This window comes from Actinoallomurus rhizosphaericola, from assembly GCF_024055675.1.
In the GTDB taxonomy this organism is placed as follows: domain Bacteria; phylum Actinomycetota; class Actinomycetes; order Streptosporangiales; family Streptosporangiaceae; genus Actinoallomurus; species Actinoallomurus soli.
Window position 1 is genome coordinate 282367 of the sequence record NZ_JAMXMW010000003.1, and the last position, 20518, is coordinate 302884.

Sequence of the window (20518 nt, forward strand, 5' to 3'; positions counted from 1 at the left end):
CGTGTCCCGGTGACCGCGGCCGCGGAATCACGAATCCGTCTCGTCCGACCATGGAGCGGATCTGCGTGATCGTCCGGAGGCTTCTAGAGATATGAGGCGGGCCGCCACCCCTCCCGGCGGCGGCCCGCTCGGTCGGTCGGTTACTTCTTCAGGAGGGAGCGGAGGACGTACTGCAGGATGCCGCCGTGGCGGTAGTAGTCCGCCTCGCCCGGCGTGTCGATGCGGACGACCGCCTGGAACTCCTTGTCGCCGGCCTTGACCGTGACCTCGCGCGGGGTCTCCCCGCCGTTGAGCGCCTCGATCCCGACGATGTCGAAGGTCTCGTGGCCGGTCAGGCCGAGTGACTCGACCGACTCGCCGTCCTTGAACTGCAGCGGCAGGACGCCCATGCCGATGAGGTTCGAGCGGTGGATCCGCTCGAACGACTCGGCCAGCACGGCGCGGACGCCCAGGAGCGCGGTGCCCTTGGCCGCCCAGTCGCGGGAGGAGCCGGAGCCGTACTCCTTGCCGCCCAGCACGATCAGCGGCGTGTTCTCCGCGGCGTACGCCTGCGCGGCGTCGTAGATGGACAGCTGCTCGCCGTCCTTGACGGTGACGCCGCCCTCGGTGCCGGGCGCGAGGAGGTTGCGCAGCCGGATGTTGGCGAACGTGCCGCGGATCATCACCTCGTGGTTGCCGCGCCGGGAACCGTACGAGTTGAAGTCGCGCCGCTCGACGCCGTGCTCGGTCAGGTACTTCCCGGCCGGGCTGTCGGGCTTGATCGCGCCGGCCGGCGAGATGTGGTCGGTGGTGACCGAGTCGCCGAGCAGGGCGAGGACCTTGGCGCCGCGGATGTCCCCGACCGGCTCGGGCTTCTCCGCCATGCCGTCGAAGTACGGCGGCTTGCGGACGTACGTCGAGTCGGCGTCCCACTCGAAGGTGTTGCCGGTCGGCACCGGCAGGGCCTGCCAGCGCTGCTCACCGGCGAACACGTCGGCGTAGTCGCGGCTGAACATCTCCTGGGCGATCGCCGAGTCGACGACCTCCTGGACCTCCTGCGGCGACGGCCAGATGTCCTTCAGGTACACCGGCTGCCCGTCGGAGCCCGTGCCGATCGGGTCCTTCGCGATGTCGACGTCCATGGATCCGGCCAGGGCGTACGCGACGACGAGCGGCGGGGAGGCCAGGTAGTTCATCTTGACGTCGGGGTTGATCCGGCCCTCGAAGTTGCGGTTGCCGGACAGCACCGAGGTGACGGCCAGGTCGTTCTCGTTCACGGCCGCACTGATCTCCTCCGGCAGCGGGCCGGAGTTGCCGATGCAGGTCGTGCAGCCGTAGCCGACCAGGTTGAAGCCGAGCTTCTCGAGGTACGGGGTGAGGCCCGCGCGGTCGTAGTAGTCCATGACGACCTTGGAACCCGGGGCGAGGGAGGTCTTGACCCACGGCTTGCGGGACAGGCCCTTCTCGACGGCCTTCTTGGCGAGCAGCGCGGCGCCGATCATGACCGACGGGTTCGAGGTGTTGGTGCAGGAGGTGATCGCGGCGATCACGACCGCGCCGTGGTCGAGCTCGAACTCGGCGCCGTCCAGGCTGACGGTGACCGGGTTGCTCGGCCGGCCGGCCGTCGCGTCGGCGGCGCTCTCGTGGGGGCGGTCGCCGTTGGAGCCGTGGGAGATCGCCGGGGAGTCCGAGGCCGGGAAGGACTCGGCGGACGACTCGTCGGTGGGGCCCTCGACGCCGTCCGGGACGTAGTCGCGGACGGCGGTGCGCCAGGCGGACTTGGCGTCCGACAGCGCGATGCGGTCCTGCGGGCGCTTCGGACCGGCGATCGAGGGGACCACGGTGGACAGGTCCAGCTCGAGGTACTCGGAGTACTCCGCCTCGCGGGACGGGTCGTGCCAGAGGCCCTGCTCCTTGGCGTACGCCTCGACGAGGTCGACCTGCTCGGCCGGGCGGCCGGTGAGCCGCATGTACGAGACGGTCTCCTCGTCGATCGGGAAGATCGCGCAGGTGGAGCCGAACTCCGGGCTCATGTTGCCGATGGTGGCGCGGTTGGCCAGCGGCACCGCCGCGACGCCCTCGCCGTAGAACTCGACGAACTTGCCGACCACGCCGTGCTTGCGCAGCATCTCGGTGATCGTGAGCACGAGGTCGGTGGCGGTGGTGCCGGCCGGGAGCTCGCCGGTCAGCTTGAACCCGACGACGCGCGGGATGAGCATCGAGATCGGCTGGCCGAGCATGGCCGCCTCGGCCTCGATGCCGCCGACGCCCCAGCCGAGGACGCCGAGGCCGTTCTGCATCGTGGTGTGGGAGTCGGTGCCGACGCACGTGTCGGGGTAGGCCGTGCCGTTGCTGTCGAAGACGACGCGGGCCAGGTGCTCGATGTTCACCTGGTGCACGATGCCGGTGCCCGGGGGGACGACCTTGAAGTTGTCGAAGGCGTTCTGGCCCCACTTGAGGAACTGGTAGCGCTCCTTGTTGCGGCCGTACTCGAACTCGACGTTCCGCTCGAAGGCGTCCTCACGGCCGAAGACGTCGACCTGCACCGAGTGGTCGATCACCATCTCGGCGGGGTTCAACGGGTTGATCTTCGCAGGGTCGCCGCCGAGGTCCCGGACGGCCTCCCGCATCGTCGCCAGGTCCACGACACACGGAACGCCGGTGAAGTCCTGCATGATCACACGGGCCGGCGTGAACTGGATCTCCTGGTTCGGCTGGGCGTTCGGGTCCCAGGCCGCCAGCGCGCGGATGTGCTCACCGGTGACGTTCGCGCCGTCCTCGGTGCGGAGCAGGTTCTCCAGCAGGACCTTCAGGCTGTACGGGAGGCGCGCCGAACCCTCGACGGCATCCAGCCGAAAGATCTCATAGGACGCCTCGCCGACGCGCAGCGTCTGGCGGCTGCCGAAGCTGTTCAAGTCTTCTCCTCCTCTACGCGCTCCCCGAGCCTGCACGCGCTCACCGAGCGCGATCATCGCTCGTTCGGCGTACGCGGGGATTCATGGGTGGATACGTCAGGATCCTGCCCCAGCCACCCGCTTCCGCGCGCACTGAGGCTCGCCTAACTTCGCCGAGATTTCTCTCGACATCAAGGTATCACGAATATCTCGACATCAAGGTATCGACCCTTCTGCTTGACACCGAGCGTTTCCGATATATCGTTCGAGTATCGCGAACGCTCAAAGATGGTTCTCGGAAGGGAGTACCGAACATGCACAACGCGACATTCGACTCTCCGTGGCAGGCCTGGGCCGCCGCCGGTCGCCGTGGCGGCCGGGGCGGACGTGGCGCGGGCAGGCGCGGCGGTCCGTGGGGTCCCCCCTTCGGCCCGTGGGGCGGCCCGCCGCCCTGGGCCGAAGGCAGGGCGAAGGCCCGGCGCGGCGACGTACGCGCGGCGATCCTGGCCCTGCTCGCCGAGGGGCCGCGCAACGGCTACCAGCTCATCCAGACGATCGAGGAGCGGAGCCACGGCGAGTGGCGGCCGAGCCCCGGCGCCGTCTACCCGGCCCTGCAGCAGCTGACCGACGAGGGGCTGATCGAGGGCGATGAGGGCGAGGGCCGGAAGACGTTCCGCCTCAGCGAGGCCGGCCGCGCGTACGTCGAAGAGCATCCGGAGGAGGTCAGCGCACCCTGGGAGGCGATGACCTCGGACGTCCGCGACGACGTACGGGACCTGTTCAAGACGGCGGCCGGCGCCGGCGGGGCCGTGATGCAGATCGTCCGGACCGGCTCGGAGGCCCAGGTCGCCCAGGCCAAGGAGATCCTGGCGGAGACCCGCCGCCGCCTCTACCACCTGCTCGCCGAGGACGAGTGACCCGGCGCCGGAGCGAGGACGAAAGTAGGTGAGCCGATGAACGGCGAGCTGCGGATCGGGGACGCGGAGCGGGACGCCGTGGCGTCGGCCCTGCACGAGCACTTCGCGCAGGGCCGGTTGGACCGGGAGGAGCTGGACGAGCGGCTGTCGGCGGCGCTCGCCGCCAAGACCGTCGGCGACCTGCGGCAGGTCACCCGGGACCTGCCCGGGAGCCCGGACCCGGTCGCGCCCGTGGCCGCGGCGGGCCGGTCGGCCCGGTCCCGCCGGCACTGGGACCGCCCGCACTGGGACGGTCCCCCTTGGGGCGGGCCGCGGTGGCAGGGGCCGCTCGGGGCCGAGCACTACCGGGGCGGGCCGCCGTGGGCCGGGCATGCGGCGGGGCGGATGGCGTACCGGGGGCACCCGCGGTTCGCGCCGCGCGCCGGCGTGTTCCTCGTCGCGTTCCTCGCGGTCGTGGCCCTGACCCGCGGCTGGTTCCTCGTCCCGATGTTCGCCTTCATCTGGTGCGCGATGGCGTTCACCTGGATCCGGCACGGGCGCCGCCGGCACCGCCTGAGCAGGTGACCGCCCCGCGAGCGGGCGCCGGATGGCGGGACCCCGGTGAGAGGCCCCGCCGGAGACGGGTGGCAGGGTTTCGACAAAGGGACCCCGCCGGAGACGGGGTGACGGGGTCCTCCGTGAGGAGGCCCCGCCACCCGCGCCGTCACTGGGCGGTGACGGCGAACCGGTCGAACTGCGCGTTGATGTACGAGTCCAGCGCCACGCCCGACTGGCCGTGGCCGTAGGTCGCGTCGGTGACGGCGGCGACCTCCTTGCCGTCGATCAGCGCGCCGACCGCCGTGCCCTGGAACCGCAGCGCCAGGCGGTGCCAGGTGCCGGTGCCGAGGGCGGGTCGTGCTGGCCGGTGATCCGGCCAAGCAGTTCGGCGGAGCCGGACTGCTCGAGCAGGACGTCCGTGCTCGTCTCGTAGTCGGTCCAGGAAGCGTCACCGACCAGGGTGAGCGGCGCCGGGACCTTCGTCCACTTGCTGGGCTGCCTGGTGATGACCTGGCGCAGGCACTTGCCGCGGTTGAACGCCGCCGGCCAGTTGTTGACATCCTCTCCCGCCCGGAGGCGGAGGATTCCAACCTGTTCTCACCCAGAGGTGAGAACAGGTTGAGGTTCGCGGCTCACGGCCCCGCCCAGTGGCTGGAGGGCTCCCCGCGCTGTCACGGCATGTCCTGCCGCGATGTCTCTGATGTTCTTTGCCGCGTTCACATCCGCGTGATCGACATGCCCGCAGGCGCGACAACGAAAAACCGCTTGGCTCTCACGGTTTCCCGCAGCGCAGTGCCAACAGGCATGACAGATCTGAGACGTGTACGCGGGGTCGATCTTCTCCACCCGGCCCGGCGCCTTCTGCTCCAAGCGGGTGGCCAGCAAGCCCCAGCCGGCCGCGTGAATGGAGCGGTTGAGTCCCGTTTTGGCCCGCACGTTCGTGCCTGGGACATCGATGGTGCCACGCGCGGACCGCACCATGTTCTTAATTCTCAGGTCCTCCACCCCGATGAGATCGAACCGGCGGGCCAGATCAGTGGAAGTCTGCTCCACCCAGTCCTTACGCCGATCGGTCTCACGCGCCTTCAACCGGCCGATCGCCATCTTGACCTGTGCCCGCCGATTTGACCCAGGCTTCGCGCGCGCCAACTTGCGCTGCAGCCGCCGCATGCGGTCGGACTCGCTCACGCGCAGACCAGGCACGGACAGCCGCTCACCGGTGGACAAGGCGGCCGAGACGGTCACGCCACGATCGATACCGACGACTAGTCCCGCCCCTGGCTTGTCGACGGGTGGCGGGATCACCGCGAATGCAACGTGCCAGCGCCCCGCCCGATCCTGCCTCACCCGAAACGATCTAGCCTCCTCAGGGATTGGACGGGACCAGCGGAACCGCACCCAGCCCACCTTCGGAATCGACACCTCACCGGCCTTGCGGGACAGACGGCGCACATCCCAGTGCTTGCCGCGCTGCCCGACGATGCGAAACCCCTCATGTACACCCGCCTTACGCCACGTCGGCCGCCGATGCGTCCCGGCGAAGAAGTTACTCATGGCGTGGGCGAAGTCCCGCAACGCCTGCTGCTGCACCGTCTGCGACCCCGCCGCCAACCACGCGAACTCTCGCCTCGCCTCGGTCAGCTGGCGAGACTGCTCCGCATAACCCGGCGCGTTCTTGCGGCCCGGCCGCCAATGCTGATGCTGCTCGATTGCCAGATTCCACACAAACCGGGCATGCGAACAGTGGTCCAGCAACGCCCGCTCCTGAACGGGCGTAGGCACAAGCCGGAACCGCATTCCCGCACCTTGACCGCAACTACCGACAAGCGAAGGAGGAAACGGCCGCTTTCCCGGCCGGAAGGCCGGGATCTCCAGACCAAAAGCGAATGAATACCGTCATACGGCCGTCGACGTACTCGTGGTACGTCGAGAGCCTGCACGACGAGCCGATGCCGAGCAGGAGTCAGGCGGCGAGGCTGGTGAGGACCCCGATCGGGTCCTCCAGGAGCGGCGCGAAGGCCAGCTCGGCGGCGCCGATCAGCTGGGCGTCCGAGCCCAGCACGGAGGCCGCCATCCGTACCTGCTCGCGCGGTGCCACGAGGGTCGACCGGGCGACGCTCTCCCGTACGACGTCCTCGGTCAGGGCGAACAGCTCCCCGAGCGGCCCGCCGAGCACGACGATGTCGGGGTTGAAGGTGTTGACGAGCATGCCGACGCCGATCCCGAGCCAGCGGGCCACCCGCGCGGCGGCCGCCACGGCCTTGGGCTCTCCGGCGGCGACCTCGGCCAGCACCGCGCGGTAGACCTCCAGGCCGCCGCTGGCCGGCCGGCCGGCGGCGATCAGCAGGGACTCCACGCCGGTCTCGGTCTCCAGGCAGCCGACCGAGCCGCACCGGCAGAGCCGCCCGTTCGGATTGACGCGCAGGTGCCCGATCTCGCCCGCGTATCCGCCGCGGCCGCGCAGCGGTCGCCCGCCGACGAGGATGCCGCCGCCCAGGCCGATCTCCCCGGAGATCACGACGACGTGCTCGTAACCGACGGCGGCGCCGCGCCAGTGCTCGGCGAGCGCGCCGAGGTCGGCGTCGTTGGCGAGGAAGGCCGGCAGGTCGAGCCGCTCCCCCAGCCGGGCGCCGAGGGGCTGGTCGATCCAGCCGAGGTTCGGGGCGAAGCGCAGGAGTCCGTCGTTCAGGCGGACGACGCCGGGGACGGACAGGCCGACGCCGACGCAGCGGGCGCCGTCCGGCGCCACCTCGCGGAGGAGGCCAGAGGTCTCGACGATCGCGTCGACCGTCGTGTCGAGGTCGCTCCAGTCCCGCCCGGGGTCGGCCTCGACCCGGTCGAGCACGCGCCCGCCGAGTCCGACCCTCGCCACCACCATGTGCCGGACGCCGAGGTCGACGGCGAGGACGTAGGAGGCCTCGGGGCGGGGCACGACCTCCAGTGAGGGCCGGCCGGCCCGCCCCCGAGCGCTCGCGGAGCGCTCGAGGACGAGACCCGCCTCGACCAGTTCGCTGACCAGGTCGCCGATGGTGCTCCGGTTGAGCCCCATCTCCGCGGTCAGCTGGGCCCGGGACCGGCATCCGTGCCGGTGCACCTCCGTCAGGATCGCGCCCAGGTTGTGACGACGCACGTCGTCCTGGGTCGATCCGCGGATGCGCCGCCGTGTCACCGGGCCGCCCACGGAGCTCAGCGGCCGGTCGCGGAGCGCCGGCGCCGGGCCAGAGCGTCGATGCTCGCGGCGAGCAACAGGAACCCACCCGTGATCAGGTAGTTCGCGTACGCCTTCGCACCCAGCAGGCCGAGACCGTTGTCGATGATCGCGATGACCAGACCACCGAGGATCGCGTCACGCGCCTTGCCCTTGCCGCCGAACAGGCTGGTGCCGCCGATGACGGCGGCGCCGACCGCGTACAGCAGCGTGTTGCCGGCACCGGCGTCCGGGGTGACCGAGTTCAGTCGGGAGGCCGCCACGATGCCGCTGATCGCGGCGAGCAGCGAACCGATCATGAACACGGACATCCGGATGCGGTTGACGTTGATGCCGGCCCGTCGGGCCGCCTCGGCGTTGCCGCCGACCGCGTACACGTGACGGCCGTAGGCGGTCCGGCTCAGGACGAACGTGCAGATGATGAGCAGGACCGCGACCAGGGGCACGCCCCAGGGAATGCCGCCGAAGAACGGCGCCAGCGGGGTACGCGCACGGTTCAGGTTGAGGATGTACGCGCCGCCCAGGAGCGCGATCGCGACCAGGACGACCTGGACGACGACGAGCGCCAGGGGCTGGTTGGACAGGCCCTTGGAGTTCTGCCGCTGCCAGCGCAGCAGCCTGACGGCGGCGAACAGGAGGAGGCAGACGATCGCCATCGTCCAGCCCAGCCAGACCGGCATGTACTTGTTGGCCAGCGCGTAGACGACCTTGTCGTGGACGGGAACGGTCCCGCCCTCGCCGATCAGTTTCAGCGCGATGCCCTGCAGGCCGAGGAACAGCGCCAGGGTCACGACGAACGATGGAATGCGCACGATGGCGACCAGCGCGCCGATGGCGGCGCCGATGACCAGACCGGTCACGGCCGCGGCGAGCACCGCGACGTACCAGGGCTGGCCTCCGTCGACCAGGAGCTTGCCCATCACCGCGGCGCACGCGCCGCTCGCGACGCCCGCCGACAGGTCGATCTCGCCGAGGAGCAGGACGAACACCAGGCCCATCGCGAGGATCGTGACGGGCAGCGCCTGCACGAGCAGGTTCGCGATGTTGCCCTTGCTGAGGAACGTCTCCGGGCGCAGCCCGTAGAACAGGATGATCAGGACGACGAGCCCGAACACCGCCGGCAGCGCGCCGAGGTCTCCGGACCGCAGTTTGACGACGTAACCGCTGAGCGCCGAAGACACCGTCTGCTGACGGGTGTCGGCCGAGAAGTCCGAGTCCGCCAGGGTGGCCGTCGCCGCCCGCTTCTCGGGCGCCGGCTCGACCACGTTCGGCTCGGGGGTTTCGGTGGACATGTAAACCTCAGATGCTTTCTGCCGCGGTCGAGGGGGCGAGGCCCAGGTCACCCGAGCGGCCGGTGGTGATCAGCTCGACGACCTGGCTGTGGGTGACCTCGGACCGTTTGACGTCGGCGGCGACGCGGCCGAGGTACAGGCACGTGATCCGGTCCGCCACCTCGAAGACGTCGTTCATGTTGTGCGAGATCAGCACGACGCCGTGGCCGGTCTCCGCGAGACGGCGCACGAGGTCGAGGACCTGCCGGGTCTGCGCGACGCCGAGGGCCGCGGTCGGCTCGTCCAGGATCACGACCTTGGACTCCCACAGCACGGCCTTGGCGATCGCGACGGTCTGCCGCTGGCCGCCGGACAGGCTCGCCACCTGCTGGCGGACCGACTTGACGGTGCGCACCGAGAGCCTGGCCAGCGTCTCGCGGGCGGCCTGCTCCATGCCGGCCTCGTCCAGGACGATGCCCTTCTTGCGCTCCCGGCCGAGGAACATGTTCTGGGCGATGTCGAGGTTGTCGGCCAGGGCGAGGTCCTGGTAGACGATCTCGATCCCGAGGTCGGCGGCGTCGCGGGGGCCGCTGATGCTCACCGGCTTGCCGTTGAACCGCACCTGGCCCGAGTCGATCGGGTGGATGCCGGCGATGCACTTGATCAGCGTGGACTTGCCGGCGCCGTTGTCGCCGACGAGGGCGGTCACCTGTCCGGGGTAGACCGCGAGGTCGATGTCGTGGAGCACATGGATGGCTCCGAAGCTCTTGTTGATCCCCGCCAGCTCGAGGGTCGGGGTTCCGTTGTCAGACAACGCTGCGTACTCCCTAAAAGGCGCGATGGGGCGCCCGGTGACCCGGGCGCCCCTCGTCCCTTACTGAATTCCGGCGGCCTTGCACTTGGCGGCGTAGGCGCCCTTGCAGAGGTCGGCGGCGGTGATGCCGCTGCCGCCGTCGGTGACGACCTGCTTCACGTTGTCCTTGGTGATCAGGACCGGGTTCAGCAGGATCGACGCCACCTGGCGGTGGCCCTGCGGGTCGTTGGAGGTCGCGTTGGTCTGGGGCTTCTGGCCCTTGGCCAGCGCCGTGACGACCTGGACGAGGCTGTCGGCCTCCAGCTTGTTCGGCTTGTAGACCGTCATGCACTGGGTGCCGTCGAGGATGTTCTGCAGGCCCTGGACGGTCGCGTCCTGACCGGTCACCGGGACGTTGCCGGCGTGGTTCTTCTTGAGGATCGAGATCGCGGCGTTGCCGAGGCCGTCGTTGGCGGCGAGGACGCCGTCGACCTTGCCCTTCTGCTGCGTGTAGATCTGCTCGAAGATCGTGGCGGCCTGCTGGTTGTCCCAGTCGGGCACGGCCTGCTCGGCGACCTTGGTGTAGTTGGACACCTTGTCCAGGACCTCGTGCGCGCCCTGCTTGAACAGGGTGGCGTTGTTGTCCGTGGGCGAGCCGTCCAGGTAGACGATGTTCGACTTCTTGTCACCGAGGCACTTCTGCAGGCCCTGGCCCTGGACCCGGCCGACCTGGACGCCGTCGAACGACACGTAGTAGTCGGCGGACCCACCGAGGGTCAGCCGGTCGTAGTCGATCGTCTGGACGCCCTGAGCCTTGGCCTTCTGCTCGATCGCCGCGCCGGAGTTGGAGTCGAGGTTGACGATCGCCAGCATGGTCACGCCGCTGGTGATCATCTGGTCGGCGATCGTCTGCATCCGCTGCTTGTCGCCTTCGGCGTTCTGGATGTCGGCGGGGATGCCGGCGGCCGCGAACTCCTTCTTGAGCACCGGGAGGTCGAAGTTCTCCCAGCGGACGGAGGACTTCGTGTCCGGGAGGATGACGCCGACCTTGGCCTTCGCCTTGGCCGAGCCGCCACCCTTGGAGTCGCTCTTGTTGTCGCTGCCGCCGCAGCCGGCGAGGCCGGCGGTCGCCATGGCCGCGAAAGCGGCGATACAGGCCGTGCGCTTGAAGATCACGTCGACACCTTCTTCGGGGGTCCCCAGGAACGGTTTGTTTGGGCGCACAACGTATTCCGCTGGCCTGAGTTCGTATAGGGGTAGGAAGCCGGAGAAATCCGACGGTTACGACATCGAAATCTTCTCGTCACATAACACTCAGCAGGCGGCGAGTCACTCAGGGCAACCGATTCGGCGAAGCCGTTTTCGGGCATCCCGTGACGCCGCCCTCCGGATCGCTCGCCCGATGGGCGGGAAACTGTTTTCCCAGGTACGCCGCGGAATGCGAGCCGGGCGCGTGGCCGCCGGGGCGGGGCGGTTAGTGTCGGCATCATGGGTAGCCAGATCGGTGTCACCGGGCTCGCCGTCATGGGCCAGAACCTCGCGCGCAACATCGCGCGCCACGGGTTCCCGGTGGCCGTGCACAATCGAACCGAGAGCCGCACCAAGCAGCTCATCGAGCACCACGGCGACGAGGGCGACTTCACGCCCGCCTACTCCCTGGAGGAGTTCGTCGCCGCCCTGGACCGGCCGCGCCGGATCATCATCATGGTCAAGGCGGGCGCGCCCGTCGACGCCGTGATCAAGGACCTCATCCCGCTGCTCGACGCCGGCGACATCATCATCGACGGCGGGAACTCGCACTACGAGGACACCCGGCGCCGCGTCGCCGAGCTCGCCGAGCACGACCTCCACTTCGTCGGCGCCGGGATCTCCGGCGGCGAGGAGGGGGCCCTGAACGGGCCGAGCATCATGCCGGGCGGCCCGCGGGAGGCCTACACCCCCGTCGAGCCGATCCTCACCGCCATCGCCGCGCAGGTGGACGGCACGCCCTGCTGTGCCTACATCGGCCCGGACGGCGCGGGCCACTACGTGAAGATGGCCCACAACGGCATCGAGTACGCCGACATGCAGCTCATCGCGGAGGCGTACGACCTGCTCACGCACGCCGCCGGGCTGAGCGCCCCGGAGATCGCGCGCGTCTTCGAACAGTGGAACGAAGGCGACCTGGAGTCGTTCCTCATCGAGATCACCGCCAAGGTGCTCGCGCACACCGACGAGACCACCGGCGGGCCGCTCGTCGACGTGATCCTGGACGAGGCCGAGCAGAAGGGCACCGGCCGCTGGACCGCCCAGTCGGCGCTGGAGCTCGGCGTCCCGGTGACCGCGATCACCGAGGCGGTGTTCGCCCGCGCCCTGTCCGCCCGCAAGGACGAGCGGACCAAGGCGTCGAAGATCCTGCCGGGTCCGTCCGCCGGGCAGGCGGGAGACGACTTCGTCGACGCGGTGCGCGACGCGCTCTACGCCTCGAAGGTCGTGGCCTACGCGCAGGGCTTCGAGCAGATCCGCGCCGCGTCGAAGGAGTACGACTGGGACGTCCAGCCGGGCACGCTGGCGACGATCTGGCGCGGCGGCTGCATCATCCGCGCCCGGTTCCTCGACCGGATCAAGGACGCCTACGACCGCGACCCGGAGCTGTCCAACCTCCTCCTGGACGACTACTTCCGCGACGCCGTCGCGGGCGCCCAGGACGCCTGGCGGAAGGTCGTGCGCACGGCGGTGGAGCTGGGCGTGCCCACGCCCGCGTTCTCCTCGGCGCTGGCCTACTACGACGGCTTCCGCCGCGAGCGCGGCCCCGCCTCGCTCCTCCAGGGCCTGCGGGACTTCTTCGGCGCGCACACCTACCGCCGCACCGACCGCGAGGGCGTCTTCCACACGCTCTGGTCCGAGGACGGCCGCGAGGTCTCCGCGGACTGAGCCCGGCCGCAGTGGTCCACCCGGCCGCCGGTGTCCGTACGGACGCCGGCGGCCGGTCGCGTGTCAGCGGGCGAACGGGCCGCCGGCGCCGAAGGCGTACGCTGCGAAGCGCTCCCCCATCCGGCGGTACCCGGCCGCGTTCGGGTGCAGCGCGTCGGGCAGGTCGGCGACGTCCGACTCGCCGAACAGCTCACGCCCGTCCAGGTAGTGCAGGTTCGGGTCCGCGGCCGAGCGCTCGCCCACGATCCGGTGCAGGACCTCCCGGATCACCGAGAGGCTCAGGGCGCCCTCGGCGAGCCGCGCCGCGTCGCCCGCCGTGCGGAAGCGCACGGTCCCGTCCTCGATCTCGGGGAAGGTCGGCCCGGGCAGGTCCTCCACCATCGGGCACAGAATCGGCGAGACGACCAGCAGCGGCGTGTCCGGATGGCCCTCGCGCACGGTGTCGAGGAAGCCGTGGACGGCGGGCTCGAAGACCCGCAGCCGCATCGTGTCGCCGTTGACCACGTTGATGCCGAGCTTGAGGCTGATCACGTCGGCGGGCAGGTCGCGGATCGTCCGGGCGGTGAACGGATCGAGCATGGCGTTGCCGGCCAGCCCGAGGTTGAGGACGTTCACGTCGGCGGCGCGCGCGGCGACGACCGGCCAGGTGCCGAGGGGATCGTCCGCCTCCATGCAGTGGCTGATCGAGCTGCCGTGGTGGACCCAGCGCGGCCGGGGATCGGGCTCCGGCGGATGCACCGGCCCGTCCGCGCGCAGCGCGATCAGCTCGACCTGGGCGCTCTGCGGGAGCCAGATCTCGACCTGCTTGCGCCCGGGGGGCAGCGGCCCGAAGCGCACGGTGGCGGGCTCGCCCGGCGTGACGTCCGGGGGCTTGACCCCGGACGGGTCCAGTGCCAGCACGTTGCCGTCGGGCGTGGGGACCCGCTCGGCCGGCACGCCGTCCACGACCAGCGCGAAGACGCCGCCGGGGTTCGGCTCGCCCGTGAAGGCCAGCGTCTTGGTGGTCAGCACGTCGAGTTCCAGCCCCGTCGCCTCGGTGGCGAACACCATCCGGACGCCGGACGGCATGGCCACCACCAGCTCGCAGAACGGGCTCGGGATCTGCGGCCTCGTCCAGCTCGGCAGCCGCCGGGGCCGGAGCCCGGCCGCGGTGCGCTCCAGGTCCAGCGCACCGCGGATCTCGACGGGGCCATCGAGCAGGGGGACGTCGGCAGGTGGCATTCGATCGACCTTTCGTTCCGGGAGGAGCGGCCACCACCGAACGTACGGCCCGGGGGACGCCGCGCGGAAGGTCGCGGAGACGTCGCGTCGAAGGTCACAGGGACGCCGTGCGGGAGGACTTGGAGGCGCCGTGCCGAAGGCCACGGGGACGCGGCGCGGAAGGTCGCGCCCGCGACCTTCCGCGCGTTCCCCTGGTCAGAGGCGGGGGTCGACCGGCTCGGACTCGAGCGCGAGCACGCCGAACACCGCCTGGTGCACCCGCCAGAGCGGCTCTCCGGCCGCGAGCCGGTCGAGGGCCTCCAGGCCGAGGGCGTACTCCCGCATGGCCAGGGACCGCTTGCGGCCCAGCGACCGCTGCCGCAGCCGGTCGAGGTGCTCCGGCTCGGTGTAGTCCGGTCCGTAGATGATCCGCAGGTACTCCCGGCCCCGGCACTTCAGACCGGGCTGTACGAGGCGGCGCTCCCCGTCCGGCCCGGCGGCCGCCGGGCCCGCACCGCCCCCGGCCGGCGGCAGCGGCTTGACGACCATGCCCTCGCCGCCGGCCGCGGTCAGCTCCGTCCACCACGCGACCGCCGCGGCCTCGTCGCCGTTCAGGTCGACGACGTGCGACCGCGTCGGCGCGAACAGCTCCCCGTCGGCGGCGGCCAGCCGGTCGGCGACCTCCAGGTGCCACAGGTGGTCCCGCTCGGCGTACGAACGGCCCTCTCCAGCCAGCACCTGGAACGGGGCCAGGCGCAGCCCCTTCAGCCCCTCCGTCGGCCAGCAGTAGTGCGCGTAGGCGTCCCGGAACAGCTCCGCGTTGGCCGATCGGCGCGCGACGCGGTCCCGCAGCGCCGCCACGTCGAGCCCCCGCGCGGCGGCGCGGTCGAGGACGTCGGCGGCCACCGGCAGGGCGGCGCGGGCCGCCGCGCCGGTCGCGGCGTACTGGGTGCGCAGCAGCTCGACGGCCTTGGCCGACCAGGGCATCAGCTCGCAGTCCAGCACGAGCCACCCGGTCCCGAGCTCGGCGAACAGGCCGCCGGCGGCCGCCCGTACCCGCGCCAGGAACTCCTCGGTCATCGCCGGGTCCGGGAAGAACGCCCGGCCGGTCCGCGTGTACACCGCCCCGGTCGTGCCGTCGTCGGCCCCGAAACGGTCGGCGGCGGTCCGCTCGTCGCGGGCGACGACCACGACGGCGCGCGAGCCCATGTGCTTCTCCTCGCACACGACCCGCGCGACGCCCTGCCGCCGGTACGCCTCGAACGCCTCCGCCGGGTGCTCCAGGTACCCCTCCAGCGCGGACGTCGGCGCGGGGGCCATCGTCGGCGGCAGGTACACGAGCCAGCGGGGGTCGACGCCGAACCGGCTCATGACCTCCAGGGCCGGCCAGACGTTCTCATCGCGGACGTTGACGCGGCCCATGAGCCGGGTCTCGACCGCCTCCCGTACGTCCGTGACGCGCAGCACGCCGGACTCCCGGTGCGAGCCGGGCGCGGCCCCGGCCTCCGGGGCCAGCGGGCGGACCGGCTCGTACCAGACCTCGTGCGCCGGGACCGAGACGAGCCTCTTCTCGGGGTAGCGCAGCGCGGTCAGCCGGCCGCCGAAGACGCAGCCGGTGTCGACGCACAGCGTGTTGTTGATCCACTCCGGCTCGGGCACCGGGGTGTGGCCGTACACGACCATCGCCTCGCCCCGGTAGTCGTTCGCCCACGGGTACCGCACGGGCAGCCCGTACTCGTCGGTCTCCCCGGTCGTCTCGCCGTACAGCGCGAACGACCGTACGCGGCCCGACGCCCGCCCGTGGTAGGCCTCCTTGAGCCCGGCGTGCGCGACGACGAGGCGCCCTCCGTCGAGGACCAGGTGGCTGACGAGGCCGTCCATGAAGGCCAGGGCCGCCTCGCGGAACTCCTCGGGCTCGTTCCCGAGCTGTTCGAGCGACTCGGCGAGCCCGTGGCCGACCGTGACCCTGCGCCCCTTGAGCGCGCGGACGAGCTTGTTCTCGTGGTTGCCGGGGACGCACAGCGCGGTTCCGGCGGCGACCATGCCCATGGCGAGACGGAGCACGCCGGGGGTGTCCGGCCCCCGGTCGACCAGGTCGCCCAGGAAGACGGCGGTCCGGCTCTCGGGGTGCGCGGCCCCCACCGGACGGCCGAGCGGATCGCGCTCGACCACGTAGCCGAGCTCGGCGAGCAGGTCCTCCAGCTCGGCCCGGCAGCCGTGCACGTCACCGATCAGGTCGAACGGGCCGGTGAGGTGCCGCCGGTCCGACCAGGGCTTCTCGTACGTGACGACGGCCCGGTCGATCTCCTCGCCGCGCAGCACGTACGCGCGCTTGAACTCCCGGTGCAGGCCGCGCAGCCCGCGCCGCAGCTCGCGGCGCTGCCGGGGCACGACGTGGTCGGGCAGGTCGCGGTCGGCCCGGGCGGCGTTGCGCTCCATCGCGACGGACTCGGGCACGTCGAGCACGACCGCGACGGCGAGCACGTCGTGCTCCTTGGCGATCCGCACCAGTTGCTCGCGCGAACGCGGCTGCACGTTGGTGGCGTCCACGACGGTGAGCAGGCCTCGCCGCAGGCGCTTGCGCACGATGTAGTGCAGCAGGTCGAAGGCGTCGGCGGTGGCCGACTGGTCGTTCTCGTCGTCCGACACGACGCCTCGGCAGTGGTCGGAGGAGACCACCTGCGTCGGCGCGAAGTGCCGGCGGGCGAAGTGCGACTTGCCGGAGCCCGACACCCCGACCAGCACGACCAGCGCCATCTCCGGGATCCTGAGCTCCGGAACCTCGATCTCCGGACTCTCCAGCTCCGTCATCGGGTGAACACCCCCATCTGGGTCGGCGGGCCGACCTCCGTGTCGTCGTCGCCGACCGGGACGTACCGGACCTGGTAGCCGTACGCCCCGGCGACCCGCGCGGCCCACTCACGGAACTCGGCGCGGGTCCACTCGAACCGGTGGTCCGGGTGCCGGAACCCGGTGAGGCCCTCGTAGCGGACGTTGTGCTCGGCGTTCGGCGTGGTGACGACCACGACGCGGGGCCGGGCGTCGCCGAAGACGACGCGCTCGACGGCGGGCAGCCGTGGCACGTCCACGTGCTCGATGACCTCCATCAGCACCGCCGCGTCGTACCCGTGGAACCGGTCGTCCGCGTACGTGAGCGCCGCGGTGAAGAGGTCCAGGCGCTCCTCCTGAGCCTGCGGGAGGCGGCCGACCCTGAGCCGCCGCTGGGCGATCATGATGGCGCGGGGCGAGACGTCGGTGCCCGCGACGAAGCGGAAGTACGGGTCCTGCAGCAGCCGGGACAGCAGCCTCCCGGAGCCGCAGCCGAGGTCGATGACCCGCTGCGCCTCCTCGGCCCGCAGCACGTCGAGCACCGCCTGGATCCGGCGCTCGGCCAGCGGCACCGGCGGCGTCGCCGCCTCGGTGCCGGCCTCCGGGTCACCCGGCTCGGCCGCGGTCGGATCGGACGCGGCCGGTTCCTCGTCGATCGGGTCGCGGTCGAGCGCGTCGTCCGGGCGGTCGTCGGCGTCGGCGAGCCGGGCCAGCGCCGTACGGACCAGGCCGCGCCGGTTCGCGAGGTACCGGCGGGTGATCCGCCCGCGCTCCGGGTGGGCCGCCAGCCAGCCCTCACCCGCCCGGATGAGCTTGTCGACCTCGTCGGGGGCGATCCAGTAGTGCTTCGAATCGTCGAGGACGGGCAGCAGGACGTACACCTGGTTCAGCGCGTCGGACAGCCTCAGCTCGCCCTCGATCGTGAGGGTGACGTACCGGGACTCGCCCCACTGCGGGAACTCCGGGTCGAGCGGGACCGGCAGCGCCGTCACCCGCCAGCCCAGCGGCTCGAACAGCCGGCGGGCCGCCTCCGGACCGCCCCGGCACGGCAGCGCGGGCAGCGTGATCGCCAGCGGGATCGGCGTGGCCGCCAGTTCCGCGCGGTCCCGGCTCGCGCCGCGCATCGCGGTGCGGAAGACGTTCGCCATCGCCGACGCCAGCAGGGACGACGCGGCGTACGGCCGGTCGTTGACGTACTGCCCGAGGGACAGGTCCGGCGTCTTGCGCGCCTTCGCCAGCTTGATCGGGTCGACGTCGAGGAGCAGCGCCGCGGTGCACCGGTCGGGTGACGCGTCGGGGTAGAAGACGTGCGCGGTCCCGAAGGACTGCGCGAACGTCTGCACCCGCTCCGGGTGCTTGACCAGCAGGTACCCGAGGTCGGTGGCCGGGCGCACGGTCGTCGTGATCGTCAGCAGCACACGGCAGAGTGTCCCGGACGCCCGCCTTCCTCCCCCACTGGTTTTTCTAAGCCGAGACCGCGTGATCGAGGTTGAGCACGTGCGCAGGCACCGTCACCGTGAAGGGCACCTCGTACTCCAGGAAGTCCAGGTGATCGTTACCGGTGTTAGGGGCGACCCGGAGTGGAAACGGCTTTCCGGCCGTCGCCACGAACATGCTCTCGTCGTCCTCTTTGAGGAGGATCGCCGGGCGCCCGTTGACCACCTTGGTACCGCCCTTGGTGACCTCGCCGTCCGCCCCGGGAAAGGCGCCGAACTTCGTGAGGTCGATGAACGGCCCGAACTCCTCGAGTTGCTTCTTGTCCGACGTGAAGAACCACCGGTCGCCCACCACGCGTGCCGCGAACTCGCCCCCCGTGGCGCGCAGCAGCTGGGGGCTGCGGATGTAGAGCCTGCCGTCCTTGGACCGGATCTGCATGGGGATCTGGTGTTTCTTGATCGGCATGGTGATGCTTCCGGTGCTGTAGCCCTGCCCGATCCGCATGTTCATGGTGACCACGCCGTCGTCGGTCGTCACCTTGCCCTTGATGTGGACCGAGCTCGCGTGGGCCAGCGCCTGCCGCGCCGCGCTGAAGATCTCCGCACCCGACTTCTTCGTGATGTCCGCCGCCGGCGGCGTGGGTGTCGTGCGCGGACGCGGGCTTTTCGCGGTGCCGCAGGCCACGGCGCCGCCGAGCACCGACAGCCCCACGAGGACCGCGCCCGCCCGCCGAATGTTGATCGTTTTCACGATTGACCGACGCGCGGTCCCACCGAAGGGTTTACGGACCTTGACCGATCAGGCGGGGCCGATGGCCCGCCCTTTCGGCCGGCGCCAGATGAGCGGCGGGCCTCGTCATCGCCAGACCGCGTTCTGCAGGATCCCCGACAGCTCCGGCATCGAGTCCCTGTCGATGATCAGGACCTGCTGCTCCGGCAGATACCACTCGCGCTGTGAGGGGAAGGAGACGTCCCGGTGGGCGCCCGAATCCTCGCGGCAGGTGTAGGTGTACTCGCTGTAGGTCGCGCTGCGCGAGCCGACGGGGCGTGGCTCGGTCGCCACGGCCTTGTCGGGCGTGACGAGCATGGTGTGAGGCAGGCCGGCGCATGCCACGACCCCGCCGTTGGGGTAGTACATGTGGCCGGGGTGATAGCTTCCCTGAGCGTACGCGCCGGTGCTGATCTGGTCCGGACCCATGATCCAGAAACCGGCGCAGTCGCTGTCCAGGAAGTTCGCCCGGGGGCTGCGGCACGACTGGGGCTGGGTCAGTACGTGAGTTCCCGAGTCTTCGGTGGCGCTGACGGCCCAGCCGGGTCGGAGCGCCAGTCCCAGGTGGCCGAACCACGTGACGTTCTTCGCGGTGGGCGTGGGCGTGGGCGTCGGTCTCCGTGCGCGGCCGGTGCCGGTGTTCCAGGGGACGAGCGTGACGGCGACGGCCACCAGCGCCGCCACGACCACCAGGGCTCCGGCGCCCGCGAGCAGCGCCGTCCTCCCGCCGGACCGTGGTTGGGGCGCGGCCGGACCGCCTGCGGGTCCGTAGGGCCCCGTCCCCGTCCCGTACGGACCCGCCTGGGGCATGGTGACGGGCGGCGCCGCGCCGGGCGGGGATCCGGGGGCCCATCGGAGGGTCGGTCCGGCGACCGTCGGCGCCGGGGCCGGCCCGGAGGACGGCAGCGGCTGCTCGCCGAGAAGCCAGGCCAGGGCCTGCCGCGCCGACGGCCGCCGCGCCGGGTCCTTGTCCAGGCAGATCGCCGCGATCTCCCGCAGCGGCCCCTCGAGGTCGCCGAGATCCGGCGGCGCGTGCTGGATGCGGCTCACCACCGCCCCGAGGTGGTCCTGGCCGAACGGGGCACGGCCCGTGGCCGCGTACACGATCGTCCCGCCCCAGGCGAACATGTCCGCCGCCTGTCCCGGCGGCTCGTTGCGCAGTTGCTCCGGCGCCATGAACGCCGGGGTGCCGGTGATGTGCCCGCTGATGGTCGCGTCGACGACGTACGCCACCCCGAAGTCGATCACCCGGGGCCCGTCGGGCCCCATCAGGACGTTGGCCGGTTTGAAATCTCGGTGGACGACCCCCGCCTGGTGGATGGCGACGAGGGCGGTCGCCGTGCCGATCGCCAGCCGCTGGAGCGCCGACCCGCGCAGCGGATCACCGTCCCCGACCACCTGACGCAGCGACGGTCCGTCGATGAACTCGCTGACGATGAAGGGCACCTCGCCCTCGACGTCGGCCGCGAGGATCCGCGCCGTGCAGAACGGGTCGACCTTCCGCGCGGCGGCCAGTTCCTTGGCGAAGTAACGCCGCTCGCGCGCGTCGCCGGCGGACCGCAGGAGCTTGACGGCCACCCGCTCGCCCGACGGCGACTCACCGAGGCAGACGACTCCCTGGCCGCCCTCCCCGAGGCGGCCGAGCAGGCGGTACCCGCCGACCTCCGTGGGGTCCTGGGCGGTCAACGGCTGCAGAGAGGGCATGCCGGGATTCTGCCTCAAAAAGGCGATCGCCCGGCATACTCCGATGCCGGGCGATCAGGACGTCAGCC

Annotated in this window: 15 protein-coding genes and 1 pseudogene; 3 read left to right on the forward strand and 13 right to left on the reverse strand. The window is 71.2% G+C overall.

The window, feature by feature from the left end:
• Positions 1-140: 140 nt before the first annotated feature.
• Positions 141-2951 carry an aconitate hydratase gene (locus NE234_RS09000; RefSeq protein WP_252778425.1) on the reverse strand — a complete coding sequence of 937 codons (2811 nt, stop codon included), beginning with the start codon at positions 2949-2951 and terminating at the stop codon, positions 141-143.
• 236 nt (positions 2952-3187) lie between these two features.
• Here NE234_RS09000 and NE234_RS09005 point away from each other — a divergent pair, with 236 nt between their 5' ends.
• On the forward strand, positions 3188-3790 hold the full coding sequence (locus NE234_RS09005) for a PadR family transcriptional regulator (RefSeq protein WP_252778426.1): 603 nt from the start codon (positions 3188-3190) through the stop codon (positions 3788-3790).
• Positions 3791-3826: 36 nt separating this feature from the next.
• The gene (locus NE234_RS09010) at positions 3827-4354 is read left to right on the forward strand and encodes a DUF1707 SHOCT-like domain-containing protein (RefSeq protein ID WP_252778427.1); all 528 of its coding nucleotides are present in this window, start codon (positions 3827-3829) and stop codon (positions 4352-4354) included.
• Between the two features lie 139 nt (positions 4355-4493).
• Here NE234_RS09010 and NE234_RS45850 read toward each other — a convergent pair whose 3' ends face one another.
• The 7 genes and pseudogenes from NE234_RS45850 to NE234_RS09035 form a co-directional block, all read right to left on the reverse strand.
• The gene (locus tag NE234_RS45850; protein WP_406566978.1) at positions 4494-4769 is read right to left on the reverse strand and encodes a hypothetical protein; all 276 of its coding nucleotides are present in this window, start codon (positions 4767-4769) and stop codon (positions 4494-4496) included.
• Positions 4724-4912, reverse strand: a pseudogene (locus NE234_RS45855) (hypothetical protein); the annotation flags it as partial. The gene NE234_RS45850 and the pseudogene NE234_RS45855, both read right to left, overlap by 46 nt.
• A 12-nt stretch (positions 4913-4924) precedes the next feature.
• On the reverse strand, positions 4925-6124 hold the full coding sequence (locus tag NE234_RS09015; protein WP_252778428.1) for an RNA-guided endonuclease InsQ/TnpB family protein: 1200 nt from the start codon (positions 6122-6124) through the stop codon (positions 4925-4927).
• Between the two features lie 166 nt (positions 6125-6290).
• Entirely contained in the window at positions 6291-7457 is a 1167-nt protein-coding gene (locus NE234_RS09020) for an ROK family transcriptional regulator (RefSeq protein WP_252778429.1), read from the reverse strand.
• A 56-nt stretch (positions 7458-7513) separates the two neighbouring features.
• Positions 7514-8827, reverse strand: a complete 1314-nt coding sequence (locus NE234_RS09025; protein ID WP_252778430.1) for a sugar ABC transporter permease — start codon at positions 8825-8827, stop codon at positions 7514-7516.
• A 7-nt stretch (positions 8828-8834) separates the two neighbouring features.
• Positions 8835-9620: an ATP-binding cassette domain-containing protein gene (locus NE234_RS09030; RefSeq protein ID WP_252778431.1), complete on the reverse strand. Its 786-nt coding sequence runs from the start codon at positions 9618-9620 to the stop codon at positions 8835-8837.
• Between the two features lie 60 nt (positions 9621-9680).
• A complete protein-coding gene (locus NE234_RS09035) occupies positions 9681-10775 on the reverse strand; it encodes a sugar ABC transporter substrate-binding protein (RefSeq protein ID WP_252778432.1) in 1095 nt (364 codons plus the stop codon).
• Positions 10776-11087: 312 nt separating this feature from the next.
• Here NE234_RS09035 and gndA point away from each other — a divergent pair, with 312 nt between their 5' ends.
• Positions 11088-12512, forward strand: a complete 1425-nt coding sequence (gndA, locus tag NE234_RS09040) for an NADP-dependent phosphogluconate dehydrogenase (RefSeq protein ID WP_256528491.1) — start codon at positions 11088-11090, stop codon at positions 12510-12512.
• Positions 12513-12575: 63 nt separating this feature from the next.
• On the opposite strand, the gene NE234_RS09045 is transcribed toward gndA, so the two are convergent.
• The 5 genes from NE234_RS09045 to NE234_RS09065 form a co-directional block, all read right to left on the reverse strand.
• The gene (locus tag NE234_RS09045) at positions 12576-13733 is read right to left on the reverse strand and encodes a GDSL-type esterase/lipase family protein (RefSeq protein ID WP_252778433.1); all 1158 of its coding nucleotides are present in this window, start codon (positions 13731-13733) and stop codon (positions 12576-12578) included.
• Between the two features lie 195 nt (positions 13734-13928).
• Positions 13929-16523: a polynucleotide kinase-phosphatase gene (locus NE234_RS09050; RefSeq protein WP_252778434.1), complete on the reverse strand. Its 2595-nt coding sequence runs from the start codon at positions 16521-16523 to the stop codon at positions 13929-13931.
• Complete coding sequence (locus tag NE234_RS09055) at positions 16520-17959, reverse strand: 3' terminal RNA ribose 2'-O-methyltransferase Hen1 (protein WP_252778435.1); 1440 nt, start codon at positions 17957-17959, stop codon at positions 16520-16522. Before NE234_RS09055 ends, NE234_RS09050 begins: the two co-directional genes overlap by 4 nt.
• Before the next feature lie 46 nt (positions 17960-18005).
• Positions 18006-18728, reverse strand: coding sequence for a hypothetical protein (locus NE234_RS09060; protein WP_252778436.1), 723 nt, complete (start codon positions 18726-18728; stop codon positions 18006-18008).
• 105 nt (positions 18729-18833) lie between these two features.
• Positions 18834-20450, reverse strand: coding sequence for a serine/threonine protein kinase (locus NE234_RS09065; RefSeq protein ID WP_252778437.1), 1617 nt, complete (start codon positions 20448-20450; stop codon positions 18834-18836).
• Positions 20451-20518: the final 68 nt, after the last annotated feature.

What these genes read in the sequence shown, in the direction of transcription:
- NE234_RS09015 (WP_252778428.1), bottom strand. Translation starts at nt 6,124, where the DNA reads ATGCGGTTCCGGCTTGTGCCTACGCCCGTTCAGGAGCGGGCGTTGCTG.
- NE234_RS09045 (WP_252778433.1), bottom strand. Translation starts at nt 13,733, where the DNA reads ATGCCACCTGCCGACGTCCCCCTGCTCGATGGCCCCGTCGAGATCCGC.
- NE234_RS09025 (WP_252778430.1), bottom strand. Translation starts at nt 8,827, where the DNA reads ATGTCCACCGAAACCCCCGAGCCGAACGTGGTCGAGCCGGCGCCCGAG.
- NE234_RS09005 (WP_252778426.1), top strand. Translation starts at nt 3,188, where the DNA reads ATGCACAACGCGACATTCGACTCTCCGTGGCAGGCCTGGGCCGCCGCC.
- gndA (WP_256528491.1), top strand. Translation starts at nt 11,088, where the DNA reads ATGGGTAGCCAGATCGGTGTCACCGGGCTCGCCGTCATGGGCCAGAAC.
- NE234_RS09010 (WP_252778427.1), top strand. Translation starts at nt 3,827, where the DNA reads ATGAACGGCGAGCTGCGGATCGGGGACGCGGAGCGGGACGCCGTGGCG.
- NE234_RS09000 (WP_252778425.1), bottom strand. Translation starts at nt 2,951, where the DNA reads ATGATCGCGCTCGGTGAGCGCGTGCAGGCTCGGGGAGCGCGTAGAGGA.
- NE234_RS09050 (WP_252778434.1), bottom strand. Translation starts at nt 16,523, where the DNA reads ATGACGGAGCTGGAGAGTCCGGAGATCGAGGTTCCGGAGCTCAGGATC.
- NE234_RS09065 (WP_252778437.1), bottom strand. Translation starts at nt 20,450, where the DNA reads ATGCCCTCTCTGCAGCCGTTGACCGCCCAGGACCCCACGGAGGTCGGC.